Origin of the sequence: Orenia metallireducens (assembly GCF_003001995.1) — a bacterium.
GTDB classification, from domain to species: Bacteria; Bacillota; Halanaerobiia; order Halobacteroidales; family Halobacteroidaceae; genus Orenia; species Orenia metallireducens_B.
In genome coordinates this window covers 174,742-191,854 of record NZ_PVNB01000003.1, presented here as the reverse complement: position 1 = coordinate 191,854, position 17,113 = coordinate 174,742, and the positions used below count along the sequence as shown (strand labels likewise).

Genomic DNA, 17,113 nt, shown 5'->3' with positions numbered 1-17,113 from the left:
AATGGCTACCCCTTTAGAAAGTGTACAGAGAAGAAATTTAGGTCAATATAATGATGTATTGTTTGCTATAGCCGTTATTTTAGTAGTAGTAATGTTCATTATTCCATTACCGACCTTTTTATTAGACCTATTATTAACTTTAAATATTAGTTTAGGTTTAACAATTTTATTAGTATCGATGTATCTAGTAAATCCACTAGAACTATCGGTATTTCCGTCATTACTATTGATAGCTACTCTATTTAGATTGGCATTGAATGTATCGACCACTCGTTTGATATTAGGACAGGCCAATGCTGGAAAAGTAATTGAAGCCTTTGGTGATTTCGTTGTTGGTGGTAATTATGTAGTAGGTTTTGTTATCTTTGTTATCTTAGTTGTTATCCAGTTTGTTGTAATTACTAAAGGTTCTGAACGTGTATCTGAGGTAGCAGCTCGCTTCACCTTGGATGCTATGCCTGGTAAGCAGATGAGTATCGATGCTGACTTGAGTTCAGGGTTGATTACTGAAGCTGAAGCTAGAAAGAAGAGAGAGGAGATCAGGCAAGAAGCTGATTTTTATGGTGCAATGGATGGTGCCAGTAAATTCGTAAAAGGTGATGCTATTGCTGGTATTATTATCACCTTAATCAACGTGCTGGGTGGATTGGTTATTGGGGTTATTCAATTGAATTTGCCTATTTTAGATGCATTACAGACCTATACTCTATTAACAGTAGGTGATGGGCTGGTAAGTCAGATCCCTGCTTTATTAATCTCTACTGCAACAGGTATTGTTGTTACTAGAGCAGCCTCAGAAGGAAATTTAGGTCAAGACTTTACTAAGCAATTATTCAATCAGCCAAAGACGTTAATGATGGTTTCTGCTGTAATCCTTTTGTTGGGAGTATTGACTCCATTACCTACCTTTCCTTTTCTATTACTATCCGTAATTCTTGGAGTAATAGGCTATATAATTTATCAGGCTGGTAAAGAGAAGGAAGAAGAGATGGTCTTTGACCAAGAGGAAGAGGAGATAGAAGAATACCGAGAGCCAGAAAATCTATCCCAATTATTACAGGTTGACCCCATGGAGTTGGAGGTTGGCTATAACTTAATACCCTTAGTTGTTCCTGAGCAGGGGGGTGACTTATTAGATAGGGTTTCAATGATTCGTCGCCAATGTGCTTTAGAATTAGGGATTATTATCCCACCGATTCGCATTAGGGATAATATGCAATTAGAACCAAATTACTATAGAGTTAATCTACGGGGGATTGAGATTGCTCAACATGATATCAAGGTTGATGGCTATTTAGCTATGGACTCTGGAATGGTTACTGAAGAGATTAATGGTAGAGAGACAACTGAGCCAGCTTTTGGTTTACCAGCTATCTGGATTGATGAAGATGATAGAGAAAGAGCTGAGATGGCAGGTTATACAGTAGTAGACCCACCTTCTGTAATGGCAACTCATTTGACAGAGTTAATTAAGTCTCATGCCTATGAATTATTAGGTAGACAAGAGGTTAAGGAGTTGATTGATAATATCAAGGAGGATTACTCCGCAGTTATTAATGAGCTGATTCCAGATCTATTAACAATTGGTCAAGTTCAGAAAGTATTACAGAACTTATTGAAAGAAGGGATTTCAGTTCGGGACTTAGTCTCTATTTTAGAGGTATTAGCTGATCAGGCTAAGAATACACATGATATAGGAATCTTAACTGAATATGTAAGACAAGAAGCCTTATCTAGACATATCTCTAAAAAATATAAGGGAGATAATAATGAGCTTTATGTTATTACCTTAGCTCCAGAGCTGGAAGAAGAGATATCCAACTCTATTCAGCATAGTGATCAGGGGTCATATATTGCTTTAAACCCAAATAAAGCACAGCAGATCTTCAATAGTTTATCTGAAAAGGTTGAGCAAATAGCCGCTCAAGGTATTGAACCTATTGTGTTGACTTCACCAATAGTTAGATATCATTTTAAGCAATTGACAGAACAGGTAGCACCAAACTTGACAGTATTGTCCTTTAATGAACTAGAGTCATACCTTAATGTTCAAACAGTAGGGATGGTGAAAGTATAGATGAAGATAAAAAAATACCGCGCTGAGACGATGCAAGAAGCGATATTAAAAGTCAAGTCTGATTTAGGGGCTGATGCTATTATTTTGCATACCCGTAAATTTAAGCAGGGTGGCTTTTTTGGTCTCTTTGCCAAGAAGATGGTAGAAGTGATAGCCACAGTTGATCAGGATAATAAGAAGAGAAAAGAAAGCAAGCTAAGTGAGAGCAGGCAAGCAAATGAAGATAATATTTTAAAGTCAGAATTATCACAAATGAAGCATATGATGAATGACATGATGGGAGAGCTTAAAAATAAGAATCAACAATCTTTACACCTAGTAGTGAATCCATCTTTAGAAAGGTTAATTGATGCTTTATGGACTTTAGGTTTGAGTCGTAAGATGGCAAGAGAGTTGGCTGAGGAGATTGCTGATAAAGTAGATTTAAAAGATTTAAACAGTGAAGAGATTAAGGATGTTTTAAGAGAGAAACTAAAAAAAGAATTTATAGATATTAAGCCAATTGAATTGGAGTCAGGTAAGACCAAGATTATATCCCTAGTAGGACCAACAGGAGTCGGTAAGACTACAACTTTAGCAAAACTGGCTGCAAGATTTTCGTTATTTGAGAATAAGAAGGTAGGACTGATTACTGCTGATACCTATAGAATTGCAGCAGTAGAGCAGTTAAAGACTTATAGTGAGATTATAAATTTGCCGCTAGAGGTCGTCTTTACTCCTCAAGAATTATTAAATGCTATTGAAGGTTATCAGGGTTATGATCTAGTCTTGGTTGATACTGCTGGTAGAAGCCAGAATAATCAGCTTCATATCTCTGAACTAAAAGGTTTTATTAATAATGTTCCGATTGATGAGATATATTTAGTATTAAGTGCTACTACTAAAGTAAATGATCTTATGAAGATTATAGAAGTCTATAATGAAATTGATTTGGATAAATTGATTATCACTAAGCTTGATGAAACTAATTCTTGGGGGACTATATTGGAAGCAACTGCTAAGGCTAAAAAACCTTTATCCTATATAACTGTTGGGCAAGATGTTCCAGAGGATATTAAGTTACCAGAGTCTGAACAATTAATAGAGGATATATTAAAGGGGCTAGAACTATGAAAGACCAAGCAGCCAAGCTGAGAAATCTAGTAGAAAAAATGAAGGTAGAAAAGGATAAAGGAAAGAAAGAAAGAAATACAGAAGGTAAAGGTGCTTATATTTATACTGTTACTAGTGGTAAAGGTGGGGTAGGAAAGTCCAACTTTACTGCCAATTTGGCCTTGGCTTTGAATGCACTAGGAAAGAAGGTAATAGTTCTTGATGCTGATTTGGGTATGGCTAATTTGGATGTTATCTTAGGTGTGACTCCTACCTATAATTTAGAACATGTGATTCAAGGTCGTAAGACTTTAGAAGAAGTTATTGTTGAAGGTCCTAATGGATTATCATTAATTCCTGGAGGTTCAGGAATACAAGAGCTAGCAAATTTATCTCAATATCAAATCAATAATTTAATCAGTGAGTTTGTTAGGCTTGGAGAAGAATTTGATATTATTTTAATTGATACAGGTGCGGGGCTAGCCCATAATGTAGTTAATTTCATTTTAGGTGCTGATGAAGTTATTGTTATCTCTACTCCTGAGCCGACTTCTATAACTGATGCTTATGGAGTTGTTAAGGTTATTAGTAAACATGACAAGCAAGCCACTATTAAGCTTGTAATCAATCAAGCTGAGAGTGAAAAGGAAGGGGAGAGAATAGCTAAGCGCTTGATTAAAACTGCTTATGATTTTCTTGAACTGGATATTGAGTTATTAGGGGTTATACCAAAGGATAATGCTGTAGTAAAATCTGTAATGAGTCGTAGCCCATTTCTTTTGGAATTTCCAAGGGCTAGGGCATCTAAAAGTATTAATCTTACCGCAACTAAACTAGTAGATACAGAAGCTCCCCAAGAGTCTAAAGGGATTAGGGGATTATTTAATAGAATATTAGGTATTTAATTGGGACTTGAGTAGGAGGTGTTGGAGTTTGAAACGAAACTCCCAAGTAGTAAAGAGATTTGATCTTAATAGAAAAGTGAATATTAATCAGAGGATAGATGTAGTTGTTCCCTTCGGAAACTATGAGGGACAATATTCCTCGCAAGTGGCTGATATTATAAGTGACTCTATTTTTGCTATAAATACTCCTTTTACAGAAGGTAAAGTTGTTAATATAGCAATTGGAACTAAAATAGATATTATGCTTAGAGAGAGTACTGGCTTATATAAGATACCAGTAAAGGTTATTAGGAGGGAGGTTGAAGTTACCCCTTTATTAATAGTAGAGTTGATTGGAGAAGTTAGTAAGATACAAGAGAGAAATTTTTTTAGATTGGATATCTATCAAGAAGCAAAATTTAGAGTGATTGGAAACGAAGAAGATCTAAAAGAGTTGGATGAAAATGTAGGTATAGAAGAGATTCTTTCTGAAAAATCACTAAATTCCGATAGTACTAATCTGTATAATGCTATTATTCGAGATATCAGTGCTAGCGGGCTGAAGATGGTTACTAGAGAGAGTTCTGTAAGGGAGGGACAGATTTTAGAAGTAGATTTTAGTTTTGCTAATCTACCTTTTGATAAACTCTTAGCTAAAGTGGTTAGAGTTTTTGCAGAGTTTAAGCAAGGAGAAAAGCGATATAGTATAGGAGTTGAATTTATTCACCAAGATACAGGTAAGCGAGATGAAGTTATGCAATGGTTATTTGCTAAACAGCGTGAATTAAGAAAGAAGGGGCTTATTTAATTTAGGTTTTGGTTTATTATTTTAAATGGAGGTATGTTCTATGGCAAAGAGACCTCAATTAAAGCTTAACCAAAGGGTAAGAATAAAGATAGAAGATGGTCCTTATAAAGGTGAATATGGATCAAAAATATTGGACTTTGATGATAAGACTATAGAAATAGAGCTTCCATTTGATGAAGATAATAGACCACTATCTATTAAAAAGAAGACTCCTTTAAAGATAATTTTTACAGGAGCAACAGCCTTGTATCAGATGGAAAGCAAGGTAAAGAAAAGAAAGAAGAAACCGGTATATTCTCTGGTAGTTCTTAATTCTAGTGAGGTTGAAAGAATTCAAAGAAGACGGTTTGTAAGGATTTCTGTCCAAGAAGAGATTGAATATAGAGTTGTAGCTTACTGTGATATTAAAGAAAAGCAAGAGTATAATGATTATTCAGAAGAGTTTAATAAAGCATTAGCTGCTGATATTAGTGGTGGAGGTCTTATGATAGTTATAAAAGGCGCCAATAACTTTGAAATAGGTCAAGTACTAGAGCTCAAGATAGACTTTATAGAATTATCTATTAGTCTATTAAATGGTGAGATTGTTAGAGTTGAAGAAAGAAAAGAGGATGGGACTGATAAAATAACTACTGTTTATGGGGTTAAGTTTGTTGATATATCTACTGAGTTGAGAGAAGAGATAATTGAATGGGTATTTGCTAAACAACGAGAATTAAGAAAGAAAGGTTTAATTTAGATATTAAATAATTTTAGAGGTGAGAGTTGATGAATCATATTGATGATAAGTTGGCTAAATTGGGTCCTATACAGCTAGATGCATTAAGAGAAGTTGCAAGTATTGGTGCTGGAAATGCAGCTACTTCACTTTCAGAGATGCTAAATGATAAGATTCAGATGAAAGTTCCTAAGGTAAGCATCTTACCAATAGATTTAGTCCCAGAAATTATGGGAGGGGCAGATAATTTAATAGCTGCTATTTTAGTTAGAATAATGGGAGATATTAATGGAGGTGTTCTATTTACCTTAGGAAATAATAGTGCAAACAAGTTAATCTCTTTATTAATCGGTGAAGAGGTCAATATTGAAGATAACATAGGAGAATTAGAAGAGTCCGCTCTTAAAGAAGTAGCAAATATACTAACAGGGTCTAATTTGAATGCTTTCTCTCAAATGCTTGATATTAAAATAATGCCTGATGTTCCAGCTTTGGCCCATGACATGGCTGGTGCTATTTTAGAGGTGGCTTTTATAGAATTAGGTCAGATAGGTGATTATGCATTAGTAATCGAAACAGAGATTTTAGGGAATTTAGAGGTTAATGGTCAGTTTTTTGTAATTCCCAATCCTGAATCTTTAGACTTTATGTTAAAGAGGCTAGGTGTTGATGTTGATTAGTAATAAGATTAGAGTAAGGATGGCTGACCTTAAAGTGGGAAAAGAGAGTGATGTTTTGATTACGTCAGGCTTGGGCTCTTGTGTTGGATTGACCTTGTATGATAGTATTAGTAAAATTGGAGGGATGGCTCATATTATGTTGCCAGAGTTTCCATCAAACCGTAAACAGGGTAAGCCTGAAAAATATGCAGATACAGCAATAGATATTTTAATTGAAGAGTTGAGAAAAGCAGGAGCTAATATTAGAAATTTAGAGGCCAAGATGGCTGGGGGAGCCCAAATGTTTAACTTCTCAAGCTCTAATGATAGAATTAGGATAGGGGCTCGCAATATTGAAGCTGTTGAGAGTATCATGAGGAAGAAGAGGATTCCAATAATTGGGGCTGAAGTAGGAGAGAATTATGGAAGAACAATGGAATTATACAATAATAGTGGAGAGGTAGTTATTAAAACGGTTAAACAAGATGATAGAATATTATAGTAAATTTGAGTTTAAGGTTAACTTATACTCAAATTTATACTTAAACCGTCGATTTAAGATTAGTTTAGAATATTGCATTTATATTATAATTAATTAGTAAAGGAGGGGATTATAAATAGTGAGTTCCCTTACCAAGCAATTTATGGTGTTATTTGCTATTGTAGCTATTATTATAGTCTTAATGGTTTCAATAATTATGAATTTGGATTTAACAACTATTATCAAGAGAGTCTTTATTGGTGGATTAATTTTTAGTATAATAGGTGGTATAATAGGGCAATTGATAAATTCAAATTTAAGTGATATTATGGAAGAGGAGATGAAAAGCTCGATTAAGCAAGTAGCATCTAATTCAGAAGGTAGTAACTCTAAAGAGGCTCTAAAAGAGGAAGGATTAGATAGGATGACCTCTTTAGAGTTTGAAAGTATAGATAATAAGAATACAAATATTATTAATGAGGATTCAGACAAACTGGCGAAAATTATCAAAGGTATAAAGCAGGAATAGTAGGAGGAATCCTTAAATGAAGAGATCAGATAACTTAAAAGAAGATATTTTATGGAAGAAGTATAAAAAGAATAATTGCCAACAATCTAAAGAAGATTTAATTCTAAGCTATACCCCTTTGGTAAAGCATGTTGCAGGAAAGATCATTACTAAGATACCCGATGGATTTACTTTTGATGATCTGTTAAACTATGGTTTTTTGGGGCTAATAGATGCTATGAATAGATATGATATAGATAGGGGGATTAAATTCTCTACCTATGCTGTTCCGCGAATAAGAGGTGCGATTTATGATGAGATTAGGAAGTTAGATTGGGTTCCGCAATCAATTAGAAGAAAGTCAAAAAAGCTTAGTAATACTTATAATAAATTACAGAAAAAACTAAGAAGAAACCCTGATGATGAAGAGGTAAGAGCAGAGTTGGGACTAAGTTGTGAGGAATTTAATAATTTATTGGTTGATGTCAATATTCCGGAGAATATCTCTTTAGAGTCCTTTTTTAATGTTAAAGGTGGAGATAAGATAGAACTAAAGGATTTAATCAGTGACTCTGCTGACAAGGAGCCTGATAACCTCTTTTTCTATGATCAAATGAAAGAACTTTTAGGTGAATCGATAGATAAATTGCCTGAGAAAGAAAGATTGGTTGTCTCCCTTTATTATTATGAAGATTTGACATTAACCGAGATAGGGGAGATTATGGACTTAACAACTGCTCGTATTTCACAGTTGCATACTAAAGCTATCTTCCGATTAAGAGGATATCTTAGTAGGAAGAAAGATTTATTATTTGCTTGATTTAATAGGGAGGAGGGGTTATTATGACAATCATTGAAAAGGTTGAGATTGAAGCAAAGAATAAAAAGATTGCATTGGAAGAGGCTTATAGGATATTTAATGAAAAAGTAGATGATGAATTTAGTCTAGAGGATATCTCGATAGAGTTACTTGAAGAGAAGAAAAAGTTCTTTGGATTACTTGGTGGTTTAAACTCATATCAAGCCACTTTAGAGTTAATAGAAGAAGTTGAAAGTAAAGATGGTGAATTTAGAGTTGAGATATCTGATGATGGAATATTTTTGATAGTAAAACAACCTGTAGGTAATGGTAGACAAGTAAAGATGGATGCTATTGAAGAGACTCTTGAGAAAAAGGAGATAGTTGAAGTCGACTATACTGCAGTAAGTGAAGCTTTAACTTTAGATGGAGAGAAGATCAAAATAGCTGATAGAAAAGCTGAGTTAGATCGTGATGCTAGTTTAGAATTTAAGTTAAGTAAGGATAAGATGGAAGCTTATATAAGCCATATTCCACCCCTTGGAGGAAGAGGATTTACAGTTGAAGATATAATGGAAGAGTTGAATAAAGAAGGTATAGTTTTTGGTATAAAGAAAGAAGAATTTACTGAGATTTTTAATTCTAAAAAGCCACTAGAGGATTTTTTAATAGCAGCTGGACAAGATCCTGTTCCTGGAGAGGATGGCAGAATTGATTTTAAATTTGATATTAATAGTTCTGAGAAGAAGGTTAATCTGTTAGATGATGGTAGTGCAGATTTTCGTAATCTAGGTAGAATTGTTAACGTCGATCCTGGAGACTTATTAGCTACTAAAGTCTTAGCAGTAGAGGGGGAGCCAGGCAAGAACGTGATGGGAGAAGATGTTGCTCCGCCACCTGTAAAAGATATAGATATACCTGTAGGCGAAAATGTACAATTAAGTGAAGATGGAATGTCATTAACTGCAGTAATTGAGGGTCAAGTAGTTTATAATCATAATTCTATTAGTGTTTTAGATGTATATACTGTCAGGAGTGATGTTGATTTATCAACAGGAAATATTGATTTTACAGGGAGTGTAATAGTAAGTGGAAATCTAAATGATGGTATGGAAATTAAATCCCAAGGAAATGTTTTGATAGAAGGTAGTGTTTATGGAGGAAATATAGAAGCCGATGGTCAAATTATTATTAAAAAAGGCTTTATTGGTGCGATTAAAGGAACTTTAAGAGCAAAAGGAGATATTAATGTTAAATTTATTGAGAATGGAACAGTTATAACTGAAGGAGATTTAATAGTACAGGATGCTATTATGCATAGTACTATTGATGCTGGTAACAAGGTGGTTGTAGAGGAGAAGAAGGGATTAATTGTTGGTGGTAAGATCAGGGCTACTAAAGAGATAGTAGCGAAAAATATCGGTTCTAATCTAGCTACTCCAACAGAGGTCTCTGTAGGGATAACCCCTGGAACAAGGGATGATTATAATAATAAGAATAATCTCTTTAAAGATAAACAAGATAAGTTGGATCAGGTTATTAAGAATATAAAGTTACTAAAGGAGCAAAGGGAGAAAAATAATGGTAAGCTTTTAGCTAATAAACAAGATTTATTGAATCAACTTACTAGGATGAGATTTTCTATTGCTGCTGAAATTGAAGAGATTAAAGAAGATAAGAAGAAGTTAGAATCTAAGTTAGAAGAAGGTAAGGAAGGAAAGATTAAGGTTCAGGATACTATTTATACAGGAGTTATTGTAAATATAGGAACCCTTGTTAAAAGAATAGATGAGGTTAATAAATTTGTTCAGTATTATCTAGATGATGATCAAATTAAATCAAAACCTTACTCTTAAAAGGAGGGAGGCTTATGGTAGAGCCTATCAACCCTAAGACTATACTTTCTCGTTCTTTAGATGTCAGTAAGTTAGAACAGAGTAGAAAAGCTAAACCAAATATTTATCAAAATCAATTACAGCAGGAGTTAGAGCAAAAGGATGTCAGAAAGCAGGATAGGGTAAATAAATCTGAAAAGACAGAGCATAAGAAGATTAAAAAAGAGGATGATAAGAAAGAGAAGAGAAGGCAAAAGAGGAAGAGAAGAATAGAGAATGGAAATGGTGATAATGAAGAAGAGGAAGGTCAAAACGAGGCTAAGGTATTAAATGCAGGACGATATATTGATATCAAGGTATAAATGGAGGTAATAGATTTGGAATATATTTTGTTTGCTGTAGGTTTAGTAGTGATTATGATCTCTTTATTCTTAACCTATCGTTCTCAACAGGATAATGATGACTATTATTTAGCAACTGAGATGTTATCAGAGATTAGAAATTTAAAAGAAGAGTTAGAGGATGAGATAAACTCAATAGTAGGAAGTAATGATTTTGGTCAGCTGCTAAATCATAAATTGGATAATGGTAGATATAAAGAAGAGATAATCATCTTAAAAGATAGGGTTGAGAAATTAATTGATAAAGTTGAAAAGGTTGATATTAAAATGGACATTCTAGATGAAAATATTAAGAATATTAATCTCTTAAATAGTCAAACAAATACTAAACCTACACTTAATCCTACAAATGGAAATCCTGCTTATCAACAGATAAAGAGACTTAAAGAAGAAGGCTTAAGTATGGCAGAGATAGCTAAGAAGATGAATATGGGAAGTCGGGAAGTCGAATTGATTTATAAATTCAATAATCGGAGGGAAAATTAATGTTACGCCATACTCTGTTAGGGATAGGGATTACACTTGTGATTATGGCATTACTATTATCTTTAGATTTGAATCTATTTAATTTAAATTCACCAAAAGAGACTGTGATGACTGAAGAAGAGATTATAAAAGAGGCTAGAAAGCTAGGGATGAGCTTTCCTGCAGAGAGTTATAGTGATCAGGATATTAAATTAAAGAAGAATTATGATTTAGAAGGGGCGTTTGCTTCTGTAAAAGAAGATAATATTGATAAAGAAATAAAGGGTGAAGAATTAGTAGATCAAAGTTTATTAATTCAAGACAATAATATAGTTAGAGAAGAGAAATTAAAATCAGAAAAGGCTGATATAATTTCAGAAGTTGGAGTGTCACAGACAAAAGATAATAATAACTCTAAAGAGGCGATTGATCTTAAGGCTGAGGATGAAATAGAGACAGCCATAGAAGATGCTGTAGAAAAGGTACAAGCAGATAGTGATGATGTTAAAAAGAAGCTTAGAGAGGAATTGACTAGAGAATTAAAAGAGCAGTTAAAAAAAGAGCTAAAAAAGGAAATAAAAGAAGAGTTAGAAAGGGAAAATAAAAAAGTTCTATTAACTATTCCAAAAGGGATATCCAGTCGAGAGGTATCTACTTTACTGCTCTATCAGGGGGTAATTGAGGATAAAGATGAATTTATTGCTATGGTAGATGAGTTAAATCTTGAAACTAAGATTAAGGCAGGCACCTACTCTTTTCAATTACCTATATCAGTTAAAGAGGTATTACTACAAGTAACTTCAAATAATTGAATGATTTAACTGTTTTAGGACATCATAATGATGTCTTTATTTTTTTGCAACTCAAAAATAATGTTTTATCTAATTCTATAAAGTTATTTAATAATACCTTATCGTGTTTGCTTTACATAATTTGAATCTAATTTTAAGTAGAGAATCTACTCTATTTTATTGAACTTATATAGTCTTAATCTTAGTTTAATTATAGCTCTAATCCTAAGAACTTTGTTTAATTTAAAAATAATTAAAAATCTTGTTGATATTATTTTTTTTATGTGGTATACTGTTTAATGGTGTTAGAAGAACATCAATCACACACACTTTTGGACTTTGCTAGAGGTGCCCTTAGGGTTTTAGCAGAGGAAGAAGAGAGTGGAGGATTAAAAACCGAGAGGAGGTGCCGCAGTAATGGGTGTAGTAAGTATGAAACAATTATTAGAATCTGGAGTTCATTTCGGACATCAAACTAAGAGATGGAATCCAAAGATGAAACCATACATCTTTACAGAAAGAAATGGGATCTACATAGTGGATCTACAGCAAACAGTTAAATTAGCTGAAGATGCTTATAACTTCGTTCGTGAACTAGCAGCTGAAGGGAAAACAGTTCTTTTTGTAGGAACTAAAAAGCAAGCTAAAGAGACTATTAAGCAAGAAGCTGAAAGATGTGGAATGCCTTATGTTAATGAGCGTTGGTTAGGTGGTATGCTAACTAACTTCAAAACTATTCGTAAACGTATTGAGCGTTTAGAAGAGTTAGAACAGATGGAAGAGGATGGAATCTTTGAGGTCTTACCTAAGAAAGAGGTAATGCAGTTAGAGAAGGAAAGAACTAAATTAGTTCGTAACTTAGGTGGAATTAGAGATATGAATGGTCTTCCTGATGTGTTATTTATTGTTGACCCTCGTAGAGAGGAGATTGCGGTAGCAGAGGCTAAGAAGTTGGGTATCCCAGTAGTAGCTATTGTAGATACAAACTGTGATCCTGATGATGTTGATTATTTAATTCCAGGAAATGATGATGCTATTAGAGCTGTTAAATTATTAACTGGAGTTATCGCTGATGCAGTTGTAGAATCTCAAGAAGGCGAACAAGCTGAGATTGAAGAAGCTGCAACTACAGAAGAAGACCAACAATAAGAATAATAAATAAAGGGCGTGTAATGAGGATGTAAATCGTCCTTGTGAAGCGCCTTTTTTTTAAATAAGTTTTTTCATAAACTATAAGGAGGTTCAATAATGGCAATTACTACAGCTGATATAAAGAAGTTAAGAGAAATGACAAATGCTGGGATTTTAGATTGTAAAAAAGCTTTACAAGAGACAGATGGAGATATGGATAAAGCTGTTGAATACTTAAGAGAAAAAGGTATCGCTTCTGCAGATAAGAAAGCTGGAAGAACTGCTGCTGAAGGTTTAGTAGCTTTTAAAACAGTGGATGATACAGCTGCTATTTTAGAGGTCAACTGTGAAACTGATTTTGTTGCTAGAAATGAAAATTTTAAAGTGGTTGTTGATGCTTTAGCAGATCACGTATTAGCAGAAAATCCTGCTGATGTAGAAGAAGCTCTTAGTCAAACTTTAAAGGCAGAAGACAAAACAGTAGAGAAATACTTAAAAGAGTCTATTGCTAAAATTGGAGAAAATATCTCCTTTAGACGCTTTCAAATCTTTGAAAAGAATGCTGAAGAGATCTTTGGTACATACTTGCACATGGGTGGTAACATTGGAGTTTTAGTTCAACTTCAAGGTGGAGATGAAGATTTAGCTAGAGATATTGCTATGCATATTGCTGCTGTAAAACCAAATTACTTATCAAAAGAGGATGTTCCTAGTGAAGATCTTGATAAGGAGAGAGAAATCCTTACAAAGCAAGCTCTTGCAGAAGGAAAGCCAGAGCATATAGTAGAAAAGATGGTTGAAGGTAGATTAGGTAAATTCTATACATTAAACTGCTTGTTAGAACAAGAGTTTGTTAAAGATTCAGATATAACTATTCAACAATTAGTTGATCAAAATGATGCTAGTATTGTAAACTATGTTCGATATGAAGTTGGAGAAGGTATTGAAGTGGAAGAGACAGATTTTGCAGCAGAAGTAATGGGTGAAATTAATAAATAATATCTATCTAAAAAAAGAGGACACTCTCGTGTTCTCTTTTTTTAGAGTCAGTTAGTTTTCTAAGTTTTATCATTTATTTTATTATGCTTTCAATTTTAAAAGTTAGATTAAAAGCTATTGTGATAAAGTTAATAGGTGATAAAATATAATATATATATCAATATTTAATAGTGATCGTTAAATAATATAGTAAAATTTTTAATCATAAAAAGGGATTTAGGGTATATTATAGAAATATAAAAGGGGACTGGGGGTTGGATTGATGTCAAGAGCAAAGTTTTCTAGAGTAATTATAAAGTTAAGTGGGGCTGCTTTAGCTGGTGAGCAGGATTATGGAATCGATCCTCAATTTATTAATTCAATAGCTAAAGAGATTAAAAATGTCCTGACCACTGGGGTGGAAATAGCAATAGTGGTAGGTGGAGGTAATATATTTAGAGGTATTGCAGGAAGTGCTAAGGGAATGGATAGAGGAACTGCTGATTATATGGGAATGTTAGCTACAGTTATCAATTCTCTAGCCCTACAGGATGCTCTAGAGAAGTTGGGTGTTGATACTAGAGTACAGACCGCTATTGAAATGCGACAAGTTGCAGAACCTTATATTAGACGTAGAGCAATGAGGCATTTAGAAAAGGGGAGAATTGTTATTTTTGCTGCAGGAACTGGTAATCCATTCTTCTCTACTGACACAACAGCAGCTTTAAGAGCAGCTGAAATAAATGCTGATGCTATTTTAATGGCTAAAAATGTAGATGGAGTATATGATTCAGACCCAGTTAAGAATCCAAATGCTGTCAAATACAAAGAGTTAGAATATATCGATGTATTAAATAAAGGTTTGGGAGTTATGGACTCTACTGCGGTATCTTTATGTATGGACAATAATATTCCATTAATAGTCTTTGGGGTAAAAGAGATGAATAATATTAAAAGAGCAATATTAGGCGAAGAAGTAGGTACTTTTGTAAGATAATATATAAACATTTAGATAAAGGGAGGTTATACATATGATTAAAGAGGTTGCTAATCAGGCTAAAAAGGATATGGATAAGGTGATTGAGAATACTAAGCAGGAGTTTACAAAAATACAAACTGGAAGAGCTAAAGCATCTTTGTTAGATGGTATTAAGGCTGACTATTATGGTGCTCCTACACCAATTAATCAAATGGCAAAGATCTCTGCACCAGAACCAAGACAATTACTAGTAGCTCCTTTTGATAAGACTGTAATAGGTGATATTGAGAAAGCTATTTTAAAATCTGATTTAGGACTAAATCCTAATAATGATGGTGATTTAATCAGAATCAATATTCCTCAGCTGACTGAAGAGAGAAGAAAGCAACTAGTTAAGGTTGTTAAGCAGAAAGCAGAAGAGGGCAAAATTTCTATTAGAAATCTTCGACGCGAGGCAAATAGTGAATTAGAAGAGCTAGAGAAGGAAGGAGAGATTTCTGAGGATAATTATCGCCGTGGTTTAGATAATATCCAGGAAATTACTGATGAATATATTGCTAAAATAGATTCCTTGCTAGAGAATAAAACTGCAGATATAATGGAAGTATAACTATGAAAAATGTTATTGCCTTAAATTATAATTCTGCCAAGGATTTATTAACAAGGGATAACTATAAACTTCAAATTCGTCATACCAGACCTCCAAGAAAGTTAGTTGGTCTAGGTGAATTAAGGGTAATTGGACAAAGGCTAATTAATAAAGAAGTTGTAGAGTTAATAATCAGTCATGAAGATTATTACTTAGGGGTAGATAATAAATAATAACCCCAGTTACTAAACCCCCTCTATATGGTTGAGAGGGGGTTATTTCATAAATATAGGAGGATTATTAATGTGGGGTATTGTTGATAAGGCATTAGATAAATTCAAAAACAATAGTACTTTTGAAGAGTTAGTATCGGAAGTTAAACAGAAAGAAGTACCTACACATGTAGCATTTATAATGGATGGTAATGGTCGTTGGGCTAAAAAAAGGGGATTTCCCAGAAGTGTTGGACATCAAGCAGGGGTAAAGACCTTAAAAGAGATCACAAAAATATCTAAAAATTTAGGGGTTAAATATATTACTACCTATGCTTTCTCTACAGAGAATTGGAAGCGACCTGAAAAAGAGGTTAATTTTCTGATGAAGTTATTTGAAAAGGTCTTTTTAGAAGAACTTGATGAATTAGATCAAGAGGGTGTGAGGCTTAATATAATTGGATATAAGAACAGGCTACCCCAAGGGGTTAAAGAGAAAGTAGAGCAGGCTATGGAAAGAACCAAGAATAATAATACTTTAGTTCTTAATATTGCTTTAGATTATGGAGCTAGAAGTGAAATCATAGAGTCAGTTAAGAATATTGGAAGAGACCTAATTGATGGCAAGATAAGCCTTGAAGATATCGATGAGCAATTAATATCCCAAGGGTTATATACCAACCAACAACCTGATCCTGACTTATTAATCAGACCTGGTGGAGAAAAGAGAATCAGTAATTTCTTATTATGGCAGCTTGCTTATACAGAGTTGTGCTTTACTGAAGTATATTGGCCTGATTTTAATAAAGAAGCTTTTTTAGAGATTATAAAGGATTATCAAGAAAGGGAAAGAAGGTTTGGCGGACTTAAGAAAAAGTAGGTGATATTAATGTTGAAAACAAGGATTTTAAGTGCAGTAATAGCTATTCCTATATTGATTATTATCTTAAAAATAGGCAATATTCCCTTTTTATTATTGAATCTGGTGGTTGTTGGATTAGGGATGGATGAATATTACAAGCTGGTAAAAGCTAAAGGAATAAAGGCAAACAGGTTTTTAGGAATCTTGATTGGTCTAATTTTAGTTCTTCTTACATATCTAAATAGTAACGATTTATCAGTTGTATATGGTTTCTTGATCTTGTCTTTTTTAGTCATTTTATTAAAGCAGGTGATTGTCGGGGTAGATAACTCTGCTATCTTTACAACAGCTATTACTTTTTTTGGGGTCTTTTATGTCGCAGGTTTATTTAGCCATTTGATACTACTGTATAACTTAGAGCTCAGTAATGGTAAAGGTATTGGCACTTTATTTGTTTGGTTACCAATCTTGGCAACTTGGATAACCGATACTGGAGCATATTTTACAGGAATGAACTTTGGTAAAAGCCCTTTGGCACCTAAAATTAGTCCAAAAAAGACTATAGAAGGGGCGGTTGGTGGATTGACCTTTAGTATAGCGCTTACTATGATTATTAGTGTATACTTGGGTTTTGGATATTTACATGGCATAGTATTAGGAATTCTAATTGCTCTTTTTGCTCAATTAGGTGATTTATCTGAATCGGTCTTTAAACGTGATGCTAATATCAAGGATTCTGGTGATATTATACCAGGGCATGGAGGAATATTAGATAGAATTGATAGTTTGTTATTTACTTTACCTGTTGTTTATTATTATTTACAGTGGGTTGTGTTAAGGTAAG

Annotated in this window: 20 protein-coding genes; all 20 read left to right on the top strand. The window is 33.6% G+C overall.

Going from position 1 to position 17,113, the window contains the following annotated elements:
• The first annotated feature begins 1 nt into the window (after window position 1).
• A complete protein-coding gene (gene flhA, locus BX659_RS03520) occupies window positions 2-2,077 on the top strand; it encodes a flagellar biosynthesis protein FlhA (RefSeq protein WP_097016444.1) in 2,076 nt (691 codons plus the stop codon).
• Window positions 2,078-3,190, top strand: a complete 1,113-nt coding sequence (flhF, locus tag BX659_RS03515; protein WP_097016443.1) for a flagellar biosynthesis protein FlhF — start codon at window positions 2,078-2,080, stop codon at window positions 3,188-3,190.
• On the top strand, window positions 3,187-4,074 hold the full coding sequence (locus BX659_RS03510) for a MinD/ParA family protein (protein ID WP_097016442.1): 888 nt from the start codon (window positions 3,187-3,189) through the stop codon (window positions 4,072-4,074). Before flhF ends, BX659_RS03510 begins: the two co-directional genes overlap by 4 nt.
• A 28-nt stretch (window positions 4,075-4,102) precedes the next feature.
• Entirely contained in the window at window positions 4,103-4,861 is a 759-nt protein-coding gene (locus tag BX659_RS03505) for a flagellar brake protein (RefSeq protein ID WP_172431801.1), read from the top strand.
• A 40-nt stretch (window positions 4,862-4,901) separates the two neighbouring features.
• Window positions 4,902-5,600 carry a flagellar brake protein gene (locus tag BX659_RS03500; RefSeq protein WP_172431800.1) on the top strand — a complete coding sequence of 233 codons (699 nt, stop codon included), beginning with the start codon at window positions 4,902-4,904 and terminating at the stop codon, window positions 5,598-5,600.
• 29 nt (window positions 5,601-5,629) lie between these two features.
• The gene (locus BX659_RS03495) at window positions 5,630-6,259 is read left to right on the top strand and encodes a chemotaxis protein CheC (RefSeq protein WP_097016439.1); all 630 of its coding nucleotides are present in this window, start codon (window positions 5,630-5,632) and stop codon (window positions 6,257-6,259) included.
• The gene (locus BX659_RS03490; protein WP_172431799.1) at window positions 6,249-6,740 is read left to right on the top strand and encodes a chemotaxis protein CheD; all 492 of its coding nucleotides are present in this window, start codon (window positions 6,249-6,251) and stop codon (window positions 6,738-6,740) included. Before BX659_RS03495 ends, BX659_RS03490 begins: the two co-directional genes overlap by 11 nt.
• Before the next feature lie 142 nt (window positions 6,741-6,882).
• Window positions 6,883-7,248 carry a hypothetical protein gene (locus tag BX659_RS03485; protein ID WP_181186407.1) on the top strand — a complete coding sequence of 122 codons (366 nt, stop codon included), beginning with the start codon at window positions 6,883-6,885 and terminating at the stop codon, window positions 7,246-7,248.
• A gap of 16 nt (window positions 7,249-7,264) precedes the next feature.
• On the top strand, window positions 7,265-8,047 hold the full coding sequence (locus BX659_RS03480; RefSeq protein ID WP_097016437.1) for a FliA/WhiG family RNA polymerase sigma factor: 783 nt from the start codon (window positions 7,265-7,267) through the stop codon (window positions 8,045-8,047).
• A gap of 23 nt (window positions 8,048-8,070) precedes the next feature.
• On the top strand, window positions 8,071-9,882 hold the full coding sequence (locus tag BX659_RS03475; RefSeq protein ID WP_097016436.1) for a DUF342 domain-containing protein: 1,812 nt from the start codon (window positions 8,071-8,073) through the stop codon (window positions 9,880-9,882).
• A 14-nt stretch (window positions 9,883-9,896) separates the two neighbouring features.
• The gene (locus BX659_RS03470) at window positions 9,897-10,223 is read left to right on the top strand and encodes a hypothetical protein (protein ID WP_097016435.1); all 327 of its coding nucleotides are present in this window, start codon (window positions 9,897-9,899) and stop codon (window positions 10,221-10,223) included.
• Window positions 10,224-10,238: 15 nt separating this feature from the next.
• Complete coding sequence (locus BX659_RS03465; protein WP_097016434.1) at window positions 10,239-10,748, top strand: hypothetical protein; 510 nt, start codon at window positions 10,239-10,241, stop codon at window positions 10,746-10,748.
• Entirely contained in the window at window positions 10,748-11,539 is a 792-nt protein-coding gene (locus BX659_RS03460; RefSeq protein WP_097016433.1) for a hypothetical protein, read from the top strand. The genes BX659_RS03465 and BX659_RS03460 overlap by 1 nt, the downstream gene beginning before the upstream one ends.
• A gap of 396 nt (window positions 11,540-11,935) precedes the next feature.
• Complete coding sequence (gene rpsB / locus BX659_RS03455) at window positions 11,936-12,667, top strand: 30S ribosomal protein S2 (RefSeq protein ID WP_097016432.1); 732 nt, start codon at window positions 11,936-11,938, stop codon at window positions 12,665-12,667.
• Between the two features lie 99 nt (window positions 12,668-12,766).
• Window positions 12,767-13,648 (top strand): translation elongation factor Ts, encoded by an 882-nt coding sequence (tsf, locus tag BX659_RS03450; protein ID WP_097016431.1) that lies wholly within the window; start codon window positions 12,767-12,769, stop codon window positions 13,646-13,648.
• 262 nt (window positions 13,649-13,910) lie between these two features.
• Window positions 13,911-14,624, top strand: a complete 714-nt coding sequence (pyrH, locus tag BX659_RS03445) for a UMP kinase (RefSeq protein ID WP_097016430.1) — start codon at window positions 13,911-13,913, stop codon at window positions 14,622-14,624.
• Between the two features lie 34 nt (window positions 14,625-14,658).
• On the top strand, window positions 14,659-15,216 hold the full coding sequence (frr, locus tag BX659_RS03440) for a ribosome recycling factor (RefSeq protein ID WP_097016429.1): 558 nt from the start codon (window positions 14,659-14,661) through the stop codon (window positions 15,214-15,216).
• A 2-nt stretch (window positions 15,217-15,218) separates the two neighbouring features.
• Entirely contained in the window at window positions 15,219-15,428 is a 210-nt protein-coding gene (locus BX659_RS03435; protein ID WP_097016428.1) for a hypothetical protein, read from the top strand.
• Window positions 15,429-15,498: 70 nt separating this feature from the next.
• Complete coding sequence (locus BX659_RS03430) at window positions 15,499-16,287, top strand: isoprenyl transferase (protein WP_097016427.1); 789 nt, start codon at window positions 15,499-15,501, stop codon at window positions 16,285-16,287.
• 9 nt (window positions 16,288-16,296) lie between these two features.
• Window positions 16,297-17,112, top strand: a complete 816-nt coding sequence (locus BX659_RS03425; protein WP_097016426.1) for a phosphatidate cytidylyltransferase — start codon at window positions 16,297-16,299, stop codon at window positions 17,110-17,112.
• Window position 17,113: the final 1 nt, after the last annotated feature.

Excerpts from the sequence above, each read along its gene's own strand:
- frr (WP_097016429.1), top strand. The coding sequence starts at position 14,659 with ATGATTAAAGAGGTTGCTAATCAGGCTAAAAAGGATATGGATAAGGTG.
- BX659_RS03425 (WP_097016426.1), top strand. The coding sequence starts at position 16,297 with ATGTTGAAAACAAGGATTTTAAGTGCAGTAATAGCTATTCCTATATTG.
- BX659_RS03500 (WP_172431800.1), top strand. The coding sequence starts at position 4,902 with ATGGCAAAGAGACCTCAATTAAAGCTTAACCAAAGGGTAAGAATAAAG.
- BX659_RS03435 (WP_097016428.1), top strand. The coding sequence starts at position 15,219 with ATGAAAAATGTTATTGCCTTAAATTATAATTCTGCCAAGGATTTATTA.
- tsf (WP_097016431.1), top strand. The coding sequence starts at position 12,767 with ATGGCAATTACTACAGCTGATATAAAGAAGTTAAGAGAAATGACAAAT.
- BX659_RS03480 (WP_097016437.1), top strand. The coding sequence starts at position 7,265 with ATGAAGAGATCAGATAACTTAAAAGAAGATATTTTATGGAAGAAGTAT.
- BX659_RS03485 (WP_181186407.1), top strand. The coding sequence starts at position 6,883 with ATGGTGTTATTTGCTATTGTAGCTATTATTATAGTCTTAATGGTTTCA.
- BX659_RS03460 (WP_097016433.1), top strand. The coding sequence starts at position 10,748 with ATGTTACGCCATACTCTGTTAGGGATAGGGATTACACTTGTGATTATG.
- BX659_RS03510 (WP_097016442.1), top strand. The coding sequence starts at position 3,187 with ATGAAAGACCAAGCAGCCAAGCTGAGAAATCTAGTAGAAAAAATGAAG.
- pyrH (WP_097016430.1), top strand. The coding sequence starts at position 13,911 with ATGTCAAGAGCAAAGTTTTCTAGAGTAATTATAAAGTTAAGTGGGGCT.
- BX659_RS03490 (WP_172431799.1), top strand. The coding sequence starts at position 6,249 with ATGTTGATTAGTAATAAGATTAGAGTAAGGATGGCTGACCTTAAAGTG.
- BX659_RS03475 (WP_097016436.1), top strand. The coding sequence starts at position 8,071 with ATGACAATCATTGAAAAGGTTGAGATTGAAGCAAAGAATAAAAAGATT.
- BX659_RS03495 (WP_097016439.1), top strand. The coding sequence starts at position 5,630 with ATGAATCATATTGATGATAAGTTGGCTAAATTGGGTCCTATACAGCTA.
- BX659_RS03470 (WP_097016435.1), top strand. The coding sequence starts at position 9,897 with ATGGTAGAGCCTATCAACCCTAAGACTATACTTTCTCGTTCTTTAGAT.
- BX659_RS03430 (WP_097016427.1), top strand. The coding sequence starts at position 15,499 with ATGTGGGGTATTGTTGATAAGGCATTAGATAAATTCAAAAACAATAGT.
- rpsB (WP_097016432.1), top strand. The coding sequence starts at position 11,936 with ATGGGTGTAGTAAGTATGAAACAATTATTAGAATCTGGAGTTCATTTC.
- flhF (WP_097016443.1), top strand. The coding sequence starts at position 2,078 with ATGAAGATAAAAAAATACCGCGCTGAGACGATGCAAGAAGCGATATTA.
- flhA (WP_097016444.1), top strand. The coding sequence starts at position 2 with ATGGCTACCCCTTTAGAAAGTGTACAGAGAAGAAATTTAGGTCAATAT.